Source organism: Hyphomonas sp. (assembly GCF_013823385.1).
Lineage (GTDB): Bacteria > Pseudomonadota > Alphaproteobacteria > Caulobacterales > Hyphomonadaceae > Hyphomonas.
In genome coordinates, this window is sequence record NZ_PNMA01000007.1 from 65,964 (window position 1) to 83,037 (window position 17,074).

Sequence of the window (17,074 nt, forward strand, 5' to 3'; positions counted from 1 at the left end):
AAAATGGGGGCGCGGGGCCCCCATCGGATGTTTCTTGTGTCTCAGGTTCCCGGCAGTTTGATGCGGCGGCCGCCGCCCGTCTGCTCGATGATCACCGCCTGATCGCCCGTGGCGTTATCGACAGCCGCGGAGGCGGCGTCCTCAGGGTTGGACTTGCGCCAGAAGAGGATGCGATCAGCAATCGTGGGCGATTTGCGGATGGCTTTGGTCTCTTCCCAGTCGACCTGGGCGCGGATGGAGGGGCTGACCGCATTGGCGCCGGCCGCCGCCACAAGGGCGCGCTCCGAAGCGCTGGCCTGCTGGCCAAGGCCAGACCCGAAGGCCGCCGTGCTGCCGCTGGTGGCCGCTTCGACTTCAGCCGGGATCGTGGTGCCGGGCGCAGGCGGGCGCAGGCTGTAATTCGGCGGGATGGAGAGCGGTGGCTTGGTGACCACGCGAAACTCGTCAGGAGTGGCCGTGCCGGAATTGCCGGTGGACGAGCAGGCCGCTGTGACACCCAGAGCGAGGCCGGCGGCGAGGAGCGGGAGGGTCTTTTTCATGTGACTTTACGAGATCCGCTGAACTGGAGTGGGTTAACCTTGGTTCAGGCTGTTAGCCTGTTTCGGGCGCGAAAGTAAGAACTGGTCTACAAACAGGAGAATCGCGCCGATGGTGATGGCGGCGTCGGCCACATTGAAGACCCAGGGGAAATAGCCGAGCGTCAGCTCGTTTACGTCAACGAAATCAACCACAGCGCCAAAGCGCACCCGGTCGATCAGATTGCCGATGGCGCCGCCGACAACGAGAGCCAGGGAGGCTTTCAGCCAGCGCCCCTCGGCCCGCAGCAGCCAGGCGAAGAAACCGATGGCGATGGCGGCCATCACGCCTGCCAGCACCCAGCGCATGATGCCTTCGGATTGGAAGAGGCCATAGCTCATGCCCCGGTTCCAGACCATCGAGAGATCCACCGGGCCGGGAACCTCTATTCTGCCGCAGAGGCGCCCATCGGAGAGGCAGGCAAGGCCATTGAGGGCCGGCTGGTCCAGAATCCACACTTTCGTCACCTGATCGAACAGGACAACGAGCGGAATCACCGCGAAGGGCCAGACTGTCTGCGGCGAAAGTTTCATGGGGGTGAGATTGCAGAGGCTGGCGGGCGGATCAAGCGCTTCTGTGCAGGGAGGGCGGGCAGAAGGCCCTCACCTCCCACGCGCTTTGCGCGCGGGCCCCTCCTCTCCCAGAGGGAGAGGGGTTGGGACTTCGCCGCAAGCGCAACGCTAAACCCCTCTCCCGCGAAGTGGGAGAGGAGGGGCCCATTGCGCAGCAATGGGAGGTGAGGGTCTTGCCCCCTACCCCACCTTGTCCCAGGCTTTAACCGCCAGCGCGTCGCGGGGGGTGATGTCCGGGAAGGCCGGGTCGGCCGTGGCGGGGTCGAAATATTTCCAGCTGCGGCGGCATTTGATGCCGGTGGCTTTCTCAGGGACGACCCAGATGCCGGGGGCATCGGGCAGCGTGAAGGCGCCGGCGGGGCCTTCGGCGGCCTGCACCAGCTCAGCGCCGGAGGTGATGAAGATGTCGGCGGCGTTTTCGCCCTCGAAGGCGTCGATCAGGGCCTTGTCGGCGATGATGACTTTCGGGGCGGCCTCCAGCGAGGCGCCGATGCGTTTCTCGCGGCGCTCCACCTCCAGCGCGCCGGTGACGACGCGGCGGACGGCGAAGATTTTCTCCCAGCGCTGGGCGAGCTGCGCATTGAGCCAACCTTCGGGCGTGGCGGGGAATTGCAGGAGGTGGACCGACGGGGCCGCGCCCTTGAGGTGGCTTTCGCCGAAGGCCTCGTCGGTGGTGAAGGGCATGACCGGGGCGAGCCAGGTGAGCATCCGCTCCAGCACGGCGGCCATCACCGTGCGCGCGGCGCGGCGGCGGTTGCCCCACTCTGCCGTGGCCGCATCCCAGCCGCTGGCGGTGGCGAAGGACGGGTCGCAATAGAGCGCGTCCTTGCGGACATCGAAATACACGGCCGAGAGCTCAACGTTCACGAAGTTCACGATGGCGGTCATCACGCGCTTGAAATCGAACACCTTGAAGGCCGCGCGCACTTCGCCGTCGAGTTCGGCGAGGCGGTGGAGGATGAAGCGTTCGAGGCCGGGCATGTCCTCAACTCCGCTCACCCCCGCGAAGGCGGGGGTCTCGGGCCGAACGAGGTCCCCGCCTTCGCGGGGAAGAGCGGAAAGAAGGGATTCCTCAGCAGAGAAACCATCGAGGGCGCCGAGCAGGTATCTCAACGTGTTGCGCAGCTTGCGGTAGGTTTCCACCGTGCCCTTGATGATCTCGTCGGAGATGCGGGTGTCGTCCCAATAGTCGGCAGAGGCCGTCCAGATACGGAGGATTTCGATGCCATACTGTTTCTGGAATTCGTCAGGCTCGATCGTGTTACCGATCGATTTCGACATCTTCTTGCCCTCGGCATCGACCACCATGCCGTGGGTGACGACCTTCTTGTAGGGCGCCATGCCGCGCGTGGCGCAGCTTTCCAGCAGGGAGGACTGGAACCAGCCGCGATGCTGGTCGGAGCCTTCCATGTAAACGTCCGCCTGCCCCGTGGCGTTATCGATGATGCCGCGCTTGCGCAGGGCGAAGGCGTGGGTGGTGCCGGAGTCAAACCACACGTCGAGCACGTCGGTGACCTTTTCCCAGCCTTCTGGCGAGACGCCGGTGCCAGCGAAGAAGTCCGCGTCCGGCGTGGCGAACCATCCGTCCACGCCGGTTTTCTCGATGGCGGCCTTGATGTTGGTGTTGAGTTTTTCCGCCTCGTCTTTGGAGAGGGCCGCCGTGTGCGGCTGGCCGTCCTTGTTGACGAAGAGGGTGATGGGCACGCCCCAGTTGCGCTGGCGGGAGATCAGCCAGTCCGGGCGGCTCTCGACCATGGCGGAGAGGCGGTTGCGGCCGGTGGCGGGATAGAACTCGGTCTCGGCGATGGCCTTGACGGCCAGTTCGCGCAGGGTCTTGCCGTTGTGGACAGGCTTGTCCATGGCGATGAACCATTGCGGCGTGGCGCGGCGGATGACGGGGGCCTTGGAGCGCCAGGAATGGGCGTCGCGGATCGTCGTGACGCCGCGCGCGAGGAGGTTTCCGGATTCGGCGAGCAGGCGGATGACCTCGTTATTGGCCTTGCCCGCCTCGCCGCGCTTCTTGCCGGAGGTGACGATGATTTCGAGACCGGCGAGCGGCGCAGGCACTTCGTCCGTGTACTTGCCATCGGGATCGACGATCTGGCGGATGCCATCCCCACCACCCCGGATCAGAACCTGGTGGTCAGGGCGGGAAACCCCGCCCTTCGCCGCAACTTCCTTCATCCAGACGGCGTAGTCGTCTTCACCATGGGCGGGCGCCGTATGAACAAAGCCGGTACCAGCCTCGTCGGTGACGTGTTCACCCGGCAGCATAGGGATGGCATGCTGGAAGAAGGGGGAGAGACCATGCAACGGGTGTTGAAGCGTCAATACCGAGAGGAATTCTGCTGGCGCTTCAACCAGTCGCTTAAACGAACTTACTTTGGCACCATCCATCACGGCAGCAGCGAGCGCATCAGCCAGAATCATCCGGTCGCCAACTTTTGCATACGGGGCGAATCCTAGCTCCTGTTCCGACAGAACGCTTTCAACCTCATACATTCCGTAAGAGATGTCCGGATTGAACGAGACAGCTTGGTTCGCGGGGATCGTCCAGGGTGTCGTGGTCCAGATCACAACGTGCGTCTGTTTCAGCTGGGCCGGCTTAGTCTCGAAGTCATAATCCATATATTCTTGGAGGAACGCCTTGATCCGAGCCTTTGCGTCGGCACTCCAGTTTGCGTCGTGGCCAAACCCGGCGACCGGAAACTTCACCCAGATCACCGGCACTTTCCGGTCGTGGTATTCCACTTCCGCTTCGGCCAGCGCGGTCCGCTCAACGGGCGACCACATGATCGGCTTGGCGCCGCGGACGAGGCCGCCTTTCATGGCCATGTCGAGGAATTCCGAAACGATCATCGCTTCGCTCTCGAAGGCCATTGTCAGGTAGGGGTCGTTCCATTCGCCTTCGATGCCGAGGCTGCGGAATTCGGCCTTCTGCACGCCCACCCAATGCTCCGCATAGGCGCGGCAGGCGGCGCGGAACTCGGCGGGCGGCACGCTGTCCTTCGGGCGGTTCTTGGAGCGGAATTCCTCCTCCACCTTCCATTCGATGGGCAGGCCGTGACAGTCCCAGCCCGGCAGGTAGGACGCGTCAAAGCCCTGCATCTGGTGGGAGCGGACGATGATGTCCTTGATGATCTTGTTGAGCGCGGTGCCCAGGTGAATGTGGCCGTTGGCGTAGGGCGGGCCGTCATGCAGGATGAAGGGCTGGCGGCCCTTGGCGTCGGCGCGCAGCTTTTCATAGAGGCCGAGGGCATCCCAGCGCTTGATCCATTCAGGCTCTGCCTTGGGCAGGCCGGCGCGCATCGGAAACTCGGTTTTCGGCAGGAACAGGGTGTCGCGGTAATCGCGTTCGGGGGCGGTCGATTCGGTCATGATGTCTGGTCGATCAGATGGGGGCAGCGGAGGCACCGGTTGAAATCATTGGGGCAAACGAACTTTACCCGGCCACCGCTGAAACAAGGGTTCAGACGGCGGCCGGGCCGCTAATTCGTATGATTTTGCGGGCCCGGGCCTTTTCCATGGACCGGGCGGTTAGCATGAACCGGCGGGGGCTGTCACCCCTGCAGGCGCGGGCCTACCAATCGTCATCCCAGTCCTCGTCATCGCCCATATAGCCCGGCGCATATATGCCCGCTTCCCAGATGTAATCGGCCGCTTGAGGGGCAATGGAGAGCAGGTTGACGAGATTTTCGTGGATGTTGTCTGCCGTGACACCCTGATCGAGGATGACATAGCGCGTGATGCCGACCGTGGGCGTGTTGCCGTCGATGCCGGTGGGAGAATACCAGGCGGCTGTGGCGGCCCACATCAGGTTGACGTCATTGATCCGCTCGAGCGTCTCATAGCCATCGGCGTCATAGCGCACCTGCATGTTGATCCCGAGGCAGCCATCGGCAAATTGCGTGTCACAGGCCGTGCCGAGGAGGTTGAAGATCAGGCCTTCGGCGGTCTGGGCGCGGACCGAAACGGCGCCCTCCTCGCCGGTGCTGAGGATAGTGTGCCCCGCCTCTGTCACCACCTTCTGAAGATCGAGGAGTTTGACCGACGTAACAAGGCCGTCATCGGCATGGGCGCAGAGCGCGCCAGCCGACATAATCGCCAGAGTTGTGAGTGTTCTGCGCATCCTGCGTCCTCCCAGTAAAGCGTCCCAGGGAAGTGTCGCGCCATTTCAGGGCGCTGTGAAGGGCCGCCGGGAGGCGAAATTACGGAATATTCAGGGCCGCGCCAGAAAGAGGGGGAACAGGTTCAACCGCGGGTGGCCAGGATTGCCTTTGCCTCGGCGGCATCCTTGTGCATCTGCTCGATCATGGCGTCCACGGACTCAAATTTCAGCTCCGGGCGCTGATAGGCGATGAGCTGGACCTCGACGCGTTGGCCATAGATCTCACGGTTGAAGTCGAAGATGAAGGTTTCCAGCAGCGGATCGCGCAGACCGGTCGTTGGTGTGCGGCCGAAATTGGCAACGCCGTCGCGCCACTCGCTTTCCCCTTCGATCCGCAGGCGGACGGCATAGACGCCCATCTTCGGATGGATCAGATCGCCCAGCGCCATATTGGCGGTTGGAAAGCCGAATGTGCGCCCGTTCTTCTCGCCCGGCTCGATGATGCCATCTGCCACCCAGGGGCTGCCCAGCAGATCGGCTGCCACTTCCGGCTCGCCTGCCATCAGGGCCTGGCGGATCGCCGTGGAGGAAGCCTTGGCGCCGCGGCCGGAAACTTCCTCAACGATGGTCACCCCAAAGCCAAGCGCGCGGCCAAGGCTCGCCAGGCGCTGGGCATGGCCCATCCGCCCGCGCCCGAAGCGGTAATCAAAGCCGACGGACACGTGCGACACACCCAGCCCCTCAACCAGCACATGGCGGACGAAGCCTTCATCGGTCATCGCCGCCATCTCGCCATTGAAGGGCAGCTCGAACACATGGTCTGCGCCCGCCTCGAGGATCAGGGCGTTGCGCCGTTCGGGCCGCAGGATACGAAACGGCGGGTCGCCCGGGCGGAAATAGGCGCGCGGAGGCGGCTCGAAGGTCGCCACCGAAAAGCGGCCATGCCCGGCAATGCGGGCCGCGTCCATCACGGCGCGGTGGCCGGCATGCAGGCCGTCAAAATTGCCGAGCGCGATCGACGCGCCCCGCGCCGTTTCCGGCAGCCCGCGATATTCGGCGTAAACGGCCATTACTTTTCCCGGCTGGGGGCCACCACGTCGGCTTCCCCGGTGATGACGCGTTTGCCTTCGACGATGCATTCTACCTTCAGGGTCACGCGGTTGCCGCGGTCCTGCTTCTCGGCAACCTCGGCCCGCACGGTGACCGTGTCGCCGATGTGAACCGGGCGCTTGAAGCGCATGGAGAGGCCAACAAAGATCGCGCCGGGGCCGGGCAGGTTGTTGCCCAGGATGCCGGAGATGTAGCTCGCCGTCAGCGCGCCATGGGCGATGCGCTTGCCGAAGATCGTCTTGGCGGCGAATTCGTCGGACATGTGCAGCGGGTTATAGTCGCCCGAAACTTCAGCGAAGCGCTGGATGTCGTTCTCCGTGATCGTGTGGACCGTCTCGTGCGCCTGCCCGATCTGGAGGTCTTCATATTTGTAACCGGTGAACTGTGTCATGCGGCCGGATTACTCCCTGATTCTGTGTCTTGAAGTGCGTTACACGGGGCAGAAGCCGCCGTCACCCCTGCTCGCCTGGAAGGCGCAGCGAGGGGCAAGTTTTGCTCACCATCTGAGCCCTGTCATCGCGTAAGTGGCCATTTCCCCGTAATCGGCGAGCAGATCGGTGACTTCTGCTTCAAAATCAGGGCCGTGCTGCTTGAGGCCCGTGCCCACATAAAGGCTGTCAAAGCCCTGCCCCCGCGCGCCGCGCACGTCGGTCGCCGGGCTGTCGCCGATGCAGAGGATGTTGCGGGCCGGGGCGCCCATGGCGGCCACGCGTTCCAGCGCCAGCTTGTAGATCGGGGCGTAGGGCTTGCCGGGATAGATCACCTGCCCGCCCAGATCCTCGTACACATCGGCCAGCGCGCCGGCGCACCAGTAGAGCTTGCCGCCGACGCGCACCTGCTTGTCGGGGTTGGCGCACAGCATCGGCAGGCCATTCTCCACGCCTTCGCGCAGTTCGTCGCGATAGTCGCCGGGCTGGTCGTTCGCCATGTCCCGCAGGCCGATGCAGAGGAGGAGGTCAGCCTTGGCGCTGTCGTCGAATTTGAGGTCGAGGCCTTCATAGAGATGGCGGTCATGCTCCCAGCCTTCGTCTCCGCCGAGGCGCCAGACGGTTTGGCCGGGGCGCTGGGCGAGTTCGTAGCGGGTCGCGTCGCCGGAGGAGACGCAGGCGTCAAAGGCTTCGGCAGGCACGCCCAGCGGCTCGAAATAGCGCACCACCTGCGCTTCGGGCACGGGCGCGTTGGTGATGAGGCACACACGCCCGCCGCCCTGACGGAACTTCACCAGCGCCTCGCACGCCTCGGGGAAGGCGGCGCGGCCATTATGGATCACGCCCCACACATCGCAGAGGATGGTGTCATAGCGGTCAGCAAGGCCGGCAAGGCCGGGCGGGAAAAGCGGAGCTGTCATGGGGAAGCGAGCTAGGCCGGGCACGCGGCCGGGTCAATTCCCGATGCCACAGGCCGAGGCCGGCAGCGGGCTGAGCGCCCAGAGCGTGGCCGTCGGGATGGATACCGCCTGCGGCAGGAAACAGCCCCGCAGGCGCCAGCGCGCGCCGGAGCTGTCTTCGGTCATCAGGCTGGCGTCATATTCGCAGCTGAAAAGGCTCGCCGGATGGGTCGCCGGCGTGCCGAGTTCGGCATTGATCAGCATGTGATAGGAGCCTGTCGGCAGGGAGACTGCGGCCGCCTCCACCACGCCGAAATCGCAGGTCTCGGCGAGGGCATAGGTGCCGTCCGGCTGGCGGATCGACGGGGTGAGCGGGGGCAGAAGCGTCAGGTCCAGCAGCAGTGGGGCGCCTTCCTCGATGGGGTCAAGCACGGCAGGCGGCAGGCCCTCGCTGGGGCCATGGGGCAGCGTCGCCGTCAGCGCCACGAAGCGGGCCGGAGGGGTCGGCGCGGGCATCGCAAGTGTGGCGGGCGGCGGGGGCGGCGCCCCCTCGGGCGCATAGACGCACGCCACCGCAAGGGCGGGCAGGATTGCGGAAATAACAGCAAAGACCCGGCGCATGATGTCCCTCCACAAAGCACGGATAGGCAGGGAGCGCGCAAATCCCGGCGAAATCAAGACAGGCAGGCTGGGAAGCGTCCCCGGAAACGGGCTATTGCCCTGCGGGCGCAATTATGTTAGTGAACGCTCACTACTTTTGGAGCAAGCCCATGTCCATCATCCGCCTGGATCTCGCCGCCCTGCAGGCCGCCAACCAGATCACCCCGGAGGAAGCCGCCCGGCTCTCCGCGCTTGCCCTGCCAGACCGGCGGGGCAGCCTGGCGGTGAACCTGCTGCTGATCTTCGGGGCCATTGCTGTCTCCGTGGCCGCCATCGCCCTGGTGCCCAATGCGGCCACCGGCCTGCTGCTGGCACTCGGCGCGCTGGCCGCCGCTGAGGGCCTGCGCCGCCTCACCGGCGAAAGCTTCGCGCTGCTGGCAACCGGGCTCGCGCTCATGGGCACGCTCGGCCTTGCCGGCTGGGTCGGCTGGGAGTTCCGTGAGGCCCACCCCACCCAACCTGCCCTGCTCATCACCTTCCTGCTTGCGGCAGGCGCAATCTGGTATCGCTCGGCCTTCCTCGCCGCGCTGGGCGTCATTGCGCTCGGCGCCGTCTTCGGCTCGGGCACGGGCTATTGGCACGCCAGCTACGCCCTCTTCGTCGAGGAGCCCACGCTGACGATTGCCGTCTTCGGCCTGCTGGCTGCGGGGCTCTACCGGTTGCGCGGCCTTGTGGCGGAAAGCTGGTCAAGCCTGGCCACGGTCGCCGCCCGCACCAGCCTGATCCTTGTCCACTTTGCCTTCTGGGTAGGCTCGCTCTGGGGCGATGTTCTGGGCGGCGCAAGATGGTCCTATGAAGACGCGGCCCAGCCCGGCTTTGGTCTTCCCGCCTGGTTCTTCGCCATCGGCTGGGCCGCCCTGTCGCTCACCCTCGCCCTGGCCACCCGGCGCGGCAGCTTCCTCTCGATCAGCGCCATCGTCTTCCTGGCAATCCACGGCTACACCCAATACTTCGAGACCTTCGGGGCCGAGCCGCTCAGCCTGCTCATCGCCGGTCTCGTCCTGGTCGCCCTGGCCATCGGTGCAGCCCGGCTCCTCCGGGGCCGGGGGCGGCCTAGCTCTGCCGGATGAATTTGGAGAAGGTGTAGATCAGGTCGCGGGGCGCCTCGGCGGTCATCAGACTGTCCACGGGGTCGCCCCGCCTGACCAGCATTGTCCCGTTGTGTCCATTTTTGTCCACGCGGAAGTAGTTCATTGACCAGCGCGGGAAGGCCCGCGCCTCCGCCTTCTCGGCAAGGATGCGCACGATGCCGCTATGGCGCGGGTCCTTCACGATACGGTCGTAAACATCTTCAACCTCTGCGCGCGGACCCTCGATCAGCTGCATGAAGCTATCCCGGTTGTGAGCCAGGTATCCGGTAATATACCGCTCCTCATTATTCGACTGGGACGCGTTGAGAACATTCGACATATCCTCCTCCGACAGTCCGGGCCGGGCAGTACTTACATAGATAAGGCGAAACAGATCATTGCTCATGGAGATAGAACGAATGGCCCACAGTCTGGTTCCCAGAAAGAAGCTGCATCGGCCGGTTGCAAACAATCCCCCGCGCTGCTCTCGCCACGCGGGCGTCGCCTGCCCTTGACTTCCCCAGAGGTCGCGCGCTCAAAAAGCCTCTGCAAAAACAAGGGTTAATGGAGACGACAGATGACCCCACGCGATCTTGAAGGCCGCACGGCCCTGGTAACCGGCTCGGCCACCGGCCTTGGCCGCTCCATCGCCCTGAAACTCGCCGAACGCGGCGCCAGCGTCATCATCAACTGCACCAAATCCCTCGCCGACGGCGAAGCCACCGTCGCTGACTGCCAGGCCGCCGGCGCGCAGGCCCGCCTCGTTCAGGCGGATGTCTCCACCGATGAGGGCTGCCAGAAACTGGCCGATGCCGCCGCCCAGGCCGGGCGCCTCGACATCCTCGTCAACAATGCCGGCATCACCAAGCACGCCCGCGATCACAGCGATCTGGACGCCCTCAGCCGCGAGGATTTCCTGCATCTCTATTCGGTCAATGTCGCCGGCCCCTTCATTTTACTTCAGAAAACCAAGGACTTGCTGGTCGAAGCCCACCGCCAGACCGGCCGCGCCTCGGCTGTGCTGAACGTTTCTTCCATCGCCGGGGTGGCCGGGGTTGGATCGTCCGTGGCCTATGCCGCCTCCAAGGGCGCCTTCAATACAATGACCCTCAGCCTCGCCCGGGCGCTCGCCCCGGCGATCCGCGTCAATGCCGTCTGCCCCGGCTTCATCGGCACCCGCTGGTTCAAGGACACGATGAGCGAGGCGCAATACATGAAGATGGAGGCTGGGGTCGCTGCCTCCGTACCCCTGAATGTGGCCTCCGGCCCTGACGACATCGCCGATTCTGCGCTGTTCCTGGTTACCGATGCGTCCCGTCACATAACTGGCGAAACCCTGCTGGTGGATGCGGGGATGCACCTTGGCTATGCCCCGCTGAAGGCACGCTGACTCGGGCGCTGCCTGATTTCTGGACGCTGCGCCGCACAATTGTAAGGCATGAGCGGCGCGACCTGCCCAAATTCGGTGCGATCAAACGCCTCTCACGCGTGTTCGCGTGGCGGCAGCATCGGCAAGCCGGGGAAAGACCGGCAACTTCGTCCGTGGCGCTCAAGCGGGAGCGTGATCACAGACGGGGTTAACACGCATGCGTATGAAGTTTTATCAGGCAGGTGTCGCACTTGCCGCCATGTTGGCAGCGGCCGGCACGGCAACCGCCCAAGGCGAATTCTCGGGCAACGTCGCTCTGTCGTCGGACTATGTCTGGCGCGGCGTTTCGCAGTCGAACGGCGACCTCGCCATCTCCGGCGGCTTCGACTACACCAACGGCATGTTCTATGCTGGCACCTGGGCTTCCAGCATCGATTTCGACAGCGATTCCGATGCCAACGTCGAACTCGACTTCTATGGCGGCCTGGCGGGCGAGCTTTCCAACGGCATCAGCTGGGATCTGGGCGTCATCTACTACACCTATCCGGACACGGAAGATGACGATCTCGACTTCCTCGAAATCAAGGGTGCCCTCGGCTATTCCTTCGAAAGCGGTCTCTCGGTTGGCGGCGAAGCCTATTACGACATCGACAACAAGAACCTCTATCTGAACGCCACCACGGGCTATTCCTTCACGGACGCCTTCTCGGTGGACGCCAGCCTCGGCAACTACCAGTTCGATGCCGGTGACGACTATACCAACTGGTCGCTCGGCGGCACCTACTCCGCCCTCGGCTTCGACTTTGACCTGCGCTACTGGGATACCGACATCGACGGCTCCAACCTGGCCGATGAGCGGGTCGTGTTCACCATCTCGCGCGCCATGTAATCTGCCTGAAGGCTCAGAATACCGGGCCTGAAATCTCAAACCGCGTGTGGCCCTCTCGGGATTCCACACGCGGTTTTCTTTTTGCCCAGTTTTTGCGCGGGGGTGGAACCGCCTCAAAAGGCGGTTTATAGGCATGATCTTTCCCTAAGGAGAGGCGCATGCGAATTGGTGTTCCAACAGAAATCAAAAAGCAGGAATCCCGTGTCGGTCTGACACCTGAAAGCGTTGGCGAGCTTGTTCGCGCCGGCCATCAGGTGAGCATCCAGGCCGGCGCGGGCGTCGCATCGGGCTTTGCAGATGAAGCCTACACCGCCATCGGCGCGTCCATCCTTCCGGATGCCGATGCCGTTTTTGGCGAGAGCGAACTGATCGTGAAGGTGAAAGAGCCCCAGCCGGAAGAAACCGCGCGCCTCACCAAGGATCACACCCTCTTCACCTATCTCCACCTTGCCCCCGATCCGGTCCAGGCCAAGGGCCTGATGCAATCGGGCTGCCTGGCGATTGCCTATGAAACCGTAACGGATGCGCGCGGCGGCCTGCCGCTACTGCGCCCGATGAGCCAGGTGGCCGGCCGCATGTCGATGCAGGTGGCCGCCGGCGCGCTGATGCGCACCAAGGGCCGGGGCCGGGGCATCCTCATGGGCGGCGTGCCCGGCGTGGCCCCCGCCAAGGTCGTCATCATCGGCGGCGGCGTCTCCGGCACCCATGCGGCCGAAATCGCCGTCGGCATGCGCGCCGACGTGTGGATCTTTGACCGCAACAATGACCGCCTTGGCGAACTCGACGAACAGTTCCGCGGCACGGTGAACACGATGTATTCCACCGCCCATTCCCTGGCCGAAGCGATCAAGGATGCCGACCTCGTGATCGGCGCGGTGCTGATCCCCGGCGCCTCGGCGCCCAAGCTGATCAGCCGCGAGCAGCTCTCCACCATGCAGCCCGGCTCGGTGCTGGTTGACATTGCGATTGATCAGGGCGGCTGTTTCGAGACAAGCCGTCCGACCACGCATGATGATCCGATCTATGAAGTTGACGGCATCCTGCACTATTGCGTGGCCAACATGCCCGGCGCCGTGCCGCGCACTTCCACCTATGCGCTGAACAATGCCACGCTGCCCTTCGTGATGCAGATTGCCAATCGCGGGGCGCGGGCGGCGATCAATGCCAACAAGCACCTCGCCAATGGCCTGACGGTGGATCAGGGCAGCATCGCGCACAAGCTGGTGGCGCGTGATCTGGGCGAGAAATATGTGCGGCCGGACTGGCTCACAGTCGTCTGAGCTGCCTTCTGGAGAAACAAAAAAAAGACCCCGGACGCTTCTGTCCGGGGTCTTTCTTTTGCGCTGGCAGGAGCCTTTGCCAGCGGCAGAAGCTTATTGCTTGACCACGGTGCCGCGGGCCATGACGAAGGTTACCGACTTCAGCACCTTGATGTCTGCCAGCGGATCACCTTTGACGGCAATGATATCGGCGCTCTTGCCCGGCTCCAGAGTGCCGGCAATATCCGACACGCCGAGCAGGTCTGCCGCGTTGACGGTGGCCGCCTCAATGGCTTCCATCGGCGTGAGGCCGAAGCGGACCAGCAGCTCGAACTCATCGGCGTTGCGGCCATGCTTGGAGACGCCGGCATCGGTGCCAAAGGCAATCGGAACGCCTTTCGGGTGAAGCACTTCAAGGCTCTTGCCGGTGATGCCGATGCGCCAGTCGATCTTGGCGCGCACGTCGGGCTCATAGGCGTCGGGGTTTGCCTGGATCCGTTCGATATATCCGTTCACGGTAGAAAGTGTCGGCACATAATAGGCACCGGACGCGACAAAGGCCTCGATGGTTTCCGGATCAAGGATCGTTCCGTGCTCGATGGAGTTTACGCCGGCTTCCAGCGCGACGCGGATGCCGTCTGCGCCGTGCGCATGGGCGGCAACCTTCTTGCCGAACAGATTGGCCGTGGCGACGATCGCGTCGGCCTCATCCTGGAACATCTGCTTGCCGAGGCCTGCGCCAATCCGGCTGTTGACCCCGCCGGTCGTCGCCAGCTTGATCACGTCAGCCCCGCGCGCCACCTGCAGGCGCACGGCCCGGCGGCAGTCTTCGGGGCCGTCACAGGTGTTGCCTTCGGCCTTGAAGTAGGGGCGCAGATCATCGCGGAAGCCGAGCGAGCCATCCATATGGCCCGAGGACACCGAGATCGAAGCGGCCGAATCGAGGATGCGCGGCCCCATGATCTGGCCGTCCTTCACAGCGTCGCGCAGCGCCATCACCGCGCCGTCGCCATCGCCCAGATTGCGCACGGTGGTGAAGCCGGCATTCAGCGTCTTCATGCCGTTGGTCCAGGCATCGAAGGCCTGCGCTGCGGGGGAAAGGGTCACCCCTTCCAGCTGGCCGGCGATGCCGCCGGTGTCGGAGGTGAGGTGAACATGGCTGTCGATCAGGCCGGGCAGCACGAAGCTGTCCTTCAGGTCGATCACGCGGACAGAGCGGTTGGGCGCGGCCTTGTGGCCGTTCTCCAGTGACACGATCTTGCCATCGGTGACGGTGATCGTGGTAGCGCCGCGCACAGCATTGCCCGGCACATCCAGCACCTTGCCGGCATGGATGAGGACGGTTTCGGCCGCAGCAGGGAATGCAGCAGCCACGGCAAATGCCGCGATGGCGGCGGTGCGCAGGAAGCGCCTCGATAGGGTCATTGGATCAGTCCTCCCAGGATCAACAAATCTGACATAACTCTTATAAGACGCACGCGGGGAGAAAAACCGCATCCTTCGACCCATCTGGGGTATGATTTGTGACCAGACAGGGAGGCCCACATGATTGAACTCATCATCGACAAGCGCACGCGAGACCTTGGCGGCGGCTTTGAAGTCGGCCGCGTGCTGCCCTTCGCCAAGCGGCGGATGGTCGGCCCATTCATCTTCTTCGACCAGATGGGGCCTGTGGATTTCGCCCCCGGCATCCCGCGAGAGCTGGATGTGCGGCCCCATCCGCATATCGGCCTCTCCACGGTCACCTATCTCTATTCCGGCGCGATGACCCACCGCGACAGCCTCGGTTTCAAGCAGGAGATCCAGCCCGGCGCCGTCAACTGGATGACCTCCGGCAAGGGCATCACCCATTCTGAGCGCCTGGAATATGCCCGGATGAACGGCGCTCACATGCACGGTATCCAGGCCTGGGTCGCCCTGCCGAAGGAGGACGAGGAAATCGATCCCGGCTTCTGGCACCATCCGGCCGACACGCTGCCCGTCTGGAACGAGACCGGCCTCAAAGGCCGCCTGATCGCGGGCAAGGCCGAAGGCCTTGATGCGCGGGTGAATACCCGCTCGCCGATGTTCTACATGCATTGGGAAATGGAGAAAGGCGCCCGCCGCAAGGTGCCGGATGAATATCCCGAGCGGGCCGTCTATGTCGCCCGCGGCAGCGCGGATGTGGCCGGCCAGAAGATCCGCGCCGGCCAGATGGCCGTGCTGGGCAAGGGCGATGTGGGGGTGACCGCCGAGGAGGCCTCAACCGTGATGGTGCTCGGCGGCGAGCCGGTCGGGGAACGCTTCATCCTCTGGAACTTCGTGTCCTCGTCGAAGGAACGCCTCGAACAGGCCAAGGAAGACTGGAAACAGGGCCGTATGAAACTGCCCGATGGCGATGATCAGGAGTTCACGCCGCTGCCCGAGGGCTGACCTCAGGCGGCGCGGCCGGAGTGCGAGCGGGCCAGCGCTTCGGCGTCGCCCAGCTTGGTCGAGGTGGCGTTGGTGTTGAACTTCAGGATGTACACGATCGACCCGTTGCGCGATTCGCGCATTTCGATCTGTCCACCAATGGTCTGCATCAGCGCGCGCCAGACAAGCCGGTTCTCGGAGCTTTCAGACAGATAATCTTCGGTCAGTTCCGATTGCAGCGTGCCATTGGCAAGCTTTGCCGCCTCGACGGACACCCAGCCCTGGTCACCGCGCACGCCGCAGCGCACGCGCAGCGATCCACCGCCGCGGCACACCTGGCCAAGCTCAAGCAGCACGGCGGAGAACACGCGCGAAAGAACGCGGGCCGCCTTGGCGCTGTCGATCATCGTGTCCTGACCGCTCGGCTCGTCAATCTCGACGCCCAGCGTGGTGATCGCCGAATGTTTCTGCGTGATGACCTGAGCCAGCGTCGTCTTCAGCGACACGTCAGCCCCGTCGACCACACTGTCGCCGCCCTGCGTGATGGACAGAACTTCGTCCACGAGGCTCAGCGCCTGATCGGCAAAGCTCACCATCTTGTCGCCCGCAAGGCGGATCTCTTTGTCATCAAAGGGAATGTTGCTGCGGGTTTCAAAGCGCGAGGCAATCGTGCGCAGGGTGCGCAGCGGCAGGCGCAGTTCGCGCGTCACCGATCCGACAAAGCGTTCCACAGCCAGGCGGGCCTCTTCGGCATCGCGGCGGGCTTCATCCGCCTCCTGACGAAGATCGTCCATCTTGGAAACATCGGTGTGAATGATCACACGGCCACCAGAGCTGGTCGGCACGCAGGAGCGCATGACGCCGCCCACATCGGCCAGCTTGCGCATGTCCGTTCCCGGACGGAAATCTGTCTTGTCCAGGCCCTTGGGGAACCAGCGCTGGTGAACAGCGTTCTGGATGATCACATTGCCGGCCGCATCATAGATGGCAAACGCTTCAGGGATCGCGGTCACAGCGTCCAGCAGCTGTTCATGGTTCTGCGCGGCGAGGCGCTTGGCCTCCATCTCCATCAGCAGGTTGCGATAGGCGTTGAGGCTGGCGAAGGCCGAAGCCAGCGTCAGCACAAGACCGAGCACCACGATCGTGGCCGGCAGACCCACGGGCGCCAGGAAAAATCCGACAGTTGCCGTGGTCGCAGCGCCCAGCAGGAAGCGGGCCGCCACATTCGCCACGGGCGAAACAACCGCCACCACGCCGGCGCACATGCCGAACACGATGGCAAACATCGACACTTTGAGGCCCACATCGCCGGCCGGCGCCAGCATGACACAGAGGCCCCACCAGGCGCCGACAACGCCGGTGGCCACTTCGGCCCGGCGCAGGAAGCGTCCGCGAACGGGGCGGGCGGGCGAGCGGTCCCAGCGGCTGCGGCTCCAGGCGATCTGCGAAATCGCAAACACCCAGACCGGAATCATCCAGCCAAACAGCAGCGCGGTATTGGTTTCGCCATACAGCGTGAATACAACTGCAGCAGAGTTCACAAGGTTGATGAACCCCATCACCGTAAGTAGTGACACCAGGCGATGGTGCATATAGGCAGGGACGTCAGGCGTCTCACGGCGCTTGAATCTCCCGACCCCAATGAGCGGGAAAAGTATAACGTCTGAAAGGCCTATCGACATCTTCATGCGAGCATTACTAACAGGACATGATGAAGATCGGTTTTTCCCGAAGCGTGCGACC

The 17,074-nt window shown here is 64.0% G+C and carries 16 protein-coding genes; 5 read left to right on the forward strand and 11 right to left on the reverse strand.

Annotated features, from left to right (window positions below; translation table 11 throughout):
* Positions 1-41 precede the first annotated feature (41 nt).
* From C0456_RS06430 to C0456_RS06465, 8 genes are all read right to left on the reverse strand, one after another.
* Complete coding sequence (locus C0456_RS06430; RefSeq protein WP_291049765.1) at positions 42-539, reverse strand: DUF3035 domain-containing protein; 498 nt, start codon at positions 537-539, stop codon at positions 42-44.
* A 33-nt stretch (positions 540-572) separates the two neighbouring features.
* The gene (gene lspA / locus C0456_RS06435; protein ID WP_291049766.1) at positions 573-1,109 is read right to left on the reverse strand and encodes a signal peptidase II; all 537 of its coding nucleotides are present in this window, start codon (positions 1,107-1,109) and stop codon (positions 573-575) included.
* 219 nt (positions 1,110-1,328) lie between these two features.
* The gene (gene ileS, locus C0456_RS06440; RefSeq protein ID WP_291049769.1) at positions 1,329-4,526 is read right to left on the reverse strand and encodes an isoleucine--tRNA ligase; all 3,198 of its coding nucleotides are present in this window, start codon (positions 4,524-4,526) and stop codon (positions 1,329-1,331) included.
* Positions 4,527-4,728: 202 nt separating this feature from the next.
* Positions 4,729-5,277 carry a YbjN domain-containing protein gene (locus C0456_RS06445; RefSeq protein WP_291049772.1) on the reverse strand — a complete coding sequence of 183 codons (549 nt, stop codon included), beginning with the start codon at positions 5,275-5,277 and terminating at the stop codon, positions 4,729-4,731.
* 122 nt (positions 5,278-5,399) lie between these two features.
* Positions 5,400-6,326 (reverse strand): riboflavin biosynthesis protein RibF, encoded by a 927-nt coding sequence (ribF, locus tag C0456_RS06450; protein ID WP_291049775.1) that lies wholly within the window; start codon positions 6,324-6,326, stop codon positions 5,400-5,402.
* Positions 6,326-6,757 carry a MaoC family dehydratase gene (locus tag C0456_RS06455; RefSeq protein WP_291049777.1) on the reverse strand — a complete coding sequence of 144 codons (432 nt, stop codon included), beginning with the start codon at positions 6,755-6,757 and terminating at the stop codon, positions 6,326-6,328. The genes ribF and C0456_RS06455 overlap by 1 nt, the downstream gene beginning before the upstream one ends.
* A 105-nt stretch (positions 6,758-6,862) precedes the next feature.
* Positions 6,863-7,714 (reverse strand): TIGR01459 family HAD-type hydrolase, encoded by an 852-nt coding sequence (locus C0456_RS06460; protein WP_291049780.1) that lies wholly within the window; start codon positions 7,712-7,714, stop codon positions 6,863-6,865.
* Positions 7,715-7,747: 33 nt separating this feature from the next.
* Positions 7,748-8,314: a hypothetical protein gene (locus C0456_RS06465; RefSeq protein WP_291049782.1), complete on the reverse strand. Its 567-nt coding sequence runs from the start codon at positions 8,312-8,314 to the stop codon at positions 7,748-7,750.
* A 149-nt stretch (positions 8,315-8,463) separates the two neighbouring features.
* Between C0456_RS06465 and C0456_RS06470 the strand changes: the two genes are divergently transcribed.
* A complete protein-coding gene (locus C0456_RS06470; RefSeq protein ID WP_291049783.1) occupies positions 8,464-9,423 on the forward strand; it encodes a hypothetical protein in 960 nt (319 codons plus the stop codon).
* On the opposite strand, the gene C0456_RS06475 is transcribed toward C0456_RS06470, so the two are convergent.
* Complete coding sequence (locus C0456_RS06475) at positions 9,407-9,829, reverse strand: BLUF domain-containing protein (protein WP_291049785.1); 423 nt, start codon at positions 9,827-9,829, stop codon at positions 9,407-9,409. The genes C0456_RS06470 and C0456_RS06475 overlap by 17 nt on opposite strands.
* Positions 9,830-10,000: 171 nt before the next feature.
* Between C0456_RS06475 and C0456_RS06480 the strand changes: the two genes are divergently transcribed.
* The 3 genes from C0456_RS06480 (at position 10,001) to ald (ending at position 12,961) form a co-directional block, all read left to right on the forward strand.
* Complete coding sequence (locus C0456_RS06480) at positions 10,001-10,813, forward strand: SDR family oxidoreductase (protein ID WP_291049787.1); 813 nt, start codon at positions 10,001-10,003, stop codon at positions 10,811-10,813.
* Between the two features lie 196 nt (positions 10,814-11,009).
* Positions 11,010-11,681: a TorF family putative porin gene (locus C0456_RS06485; protein ID WP_291049789.1), complete on the forward strand. Its 672-nt coding sequence runs from the start codon at positions 11,010-11,012 to the stop codon at positions 11,679-11,681.
* Positions 11,682-11,839: 158 nt separating this feature from the next.
* A complete protein-coding gene (gene ald, locus C0456_RS06490) occupies positions 11,840-12,961 on the forward strand; it encodes an alanine dehydrogenase (RefSeq protein ID WP_291049793.1) in 1,122 nt (373 codons plus the stop codon).
* Positions 12,962-13,054: 93 nt separating this feature from the next.
* On the opposite strand, the gene C0456_RS06495 is transcribed toward ald, so the two are convergent.
* Positions 13,055-14,365, reverse strand: coding sequence for an amidohydrolase family protein (locus tag C0456_RS06495; RefSeq protein WP_291049795.1), 1,311 nt, complete (start codon positions 14,363-14,365; stop codon positions 13,055-13,057).
* Positions 14,366-14,485: 120 nt separating this feature from the next.
* Here C0456_RS06495 and C0456_RS06500 point away from each other — a divergent pair, with 120 nt between their 5' ends.
* Positions 14,486-15,352, forward strand: coding sequence for a pirin family protein (locus C0456_RS06500; protein WP_291049797.1), 867 nt, complete (start codon positions 14,486-14,488; stop codon positions 15,350-15,352).
* A 2-nt stretch (positions 15,353-15,354) separates the two neighbouring features.
* Here the strand turns inward: C0456_RS06500 and C0456_RS06505 are convergent, their stop codons facing one another.
* Complete coding sequence (locus C0456_RS06505) at positions 15,355-16,923, reverse strand: hypothetical protein (protein WP_291049799.1); 1,569 nt, start codon at positions 16,921-16,923, stop codon at positions 15,355-15,357.
* Positions 16,924-17,074 lie beyond the last annotated feature (151 nt).

Excerpts from the sequence above, each read along its gene's own strand:
- C0456_RS06430 (WP_291049765.1), bottom strand. The coding sequence starts at position 539 with ATGAAAAAGACCCTCCCGCTCCTCGCCGCCGGCCTCGCTCTGGGTGTC.
- lspA (WP_291049766.1), bottom strand. The coding sequence starts at position 1,109 with ATGAAACTTTCGCCGCAGACAGTCTGGCCCTTCGCGGTGATTCCGCTC.
- ileS (WP_291049769.1), bottom strand. The coding sequence starts at position 4,526 with ATGACCGAATCGACCGCCCCCGAACGCGATTACCGCGACACCCTGTTC.
- C0456_RS06445 (WP_291049772.1), bottom strand. The coding sequence starts at position 5,277 with ATGCGCAGAACACTCACAACTCTGGCGATTATGTCGGCTGGCGCGCTC.
- ribF (WP_291049775.1), bottom strand. The coding sequence starts at position 6,326 with ATGGCCGTTTACGCCGAATATCGCGGGCTGCCGGAAACGGCGCGGGGC.
- C0456_RS06455 (WP_291049777.1), bottom strand. The coding sequence starts at position 6,757 with ATGACACAGTTCACCGGTTACAAATATGAAGACCTCCAGATCGGGCAG.
- C0456_RS06460 (WP_291049780.1), bottom strand. The coding sequence starts at position 7,714 with ATGACAGCTCCGCTTTTCCCGCCCGGCCTTGCCGGCCTTGCTGACCGC.
- C0456_RS06465 (WP_291049782.1), bottom strand. The coding sequence starts at position 8,314 with ATGCGCCGGGTCTTTGCTGTTATTTCCGCAATCCTGCCCGCCCTTGCG.
- C0456_RS06470 (WP_291049783.1), top strand. The coding sequence starts at position 8,464 with ATGTCCATCATCCGCCTGGATCTCGCCGCCCTGCAGGCCGCCAACCAG.
- C0456_RS06475 (WP_291049785.1), bottom strand. The coding sequence starts at position 9,829 with ATGAGCAATGATCTGTTTCGCCTTATCTATGTAAGTACTGCCCGGCCC.
- C0456_RS06480 (WP_291049787.1), top strand. The coding sequence starts at position 10,001 with ATGACCCCACGCGATCTTGAAGGCCGCACGGCCCTGGTAACCGGCTCG.
- C0456_RS06485 (WP_291049789.1), top strand. The coding sequence starts at position 11,010 with ATGCGTATGAAGTTTTATCAGGCAGGTGTCGCACTTGCCGCCATGTTG.
- ald (WP_291049793.1), top strand. The coding sequence starts at position 11,840 with ATGCGAATTGGTGTTCCAACAGAAATCAAAAAGCAGGAATCCCGTGTC.
- C0456_RS06495 (WP_291049795.1), bottom strand. The coding sequence starts at position 14,365 with ATGACCCTATCGAGGCGCTTCCTGCGCACCGCCGCCATCGCGGCATTT.
- C0456_RS06500 (WP_291049797.1), top strand. The coding sequence starts at position 14,486 with ATGATTGAACTCATCATCGACAAGCGCACGCGAGACCTTGGCGGCGGC.
- C0456_RS06505 (WP_291049799.1), bottom strand. The coding sequence starts at position 16,923 with ATGCACCATCGCCTGGTGTCACTACTTACGGTGATGGGGTTCATCAAC.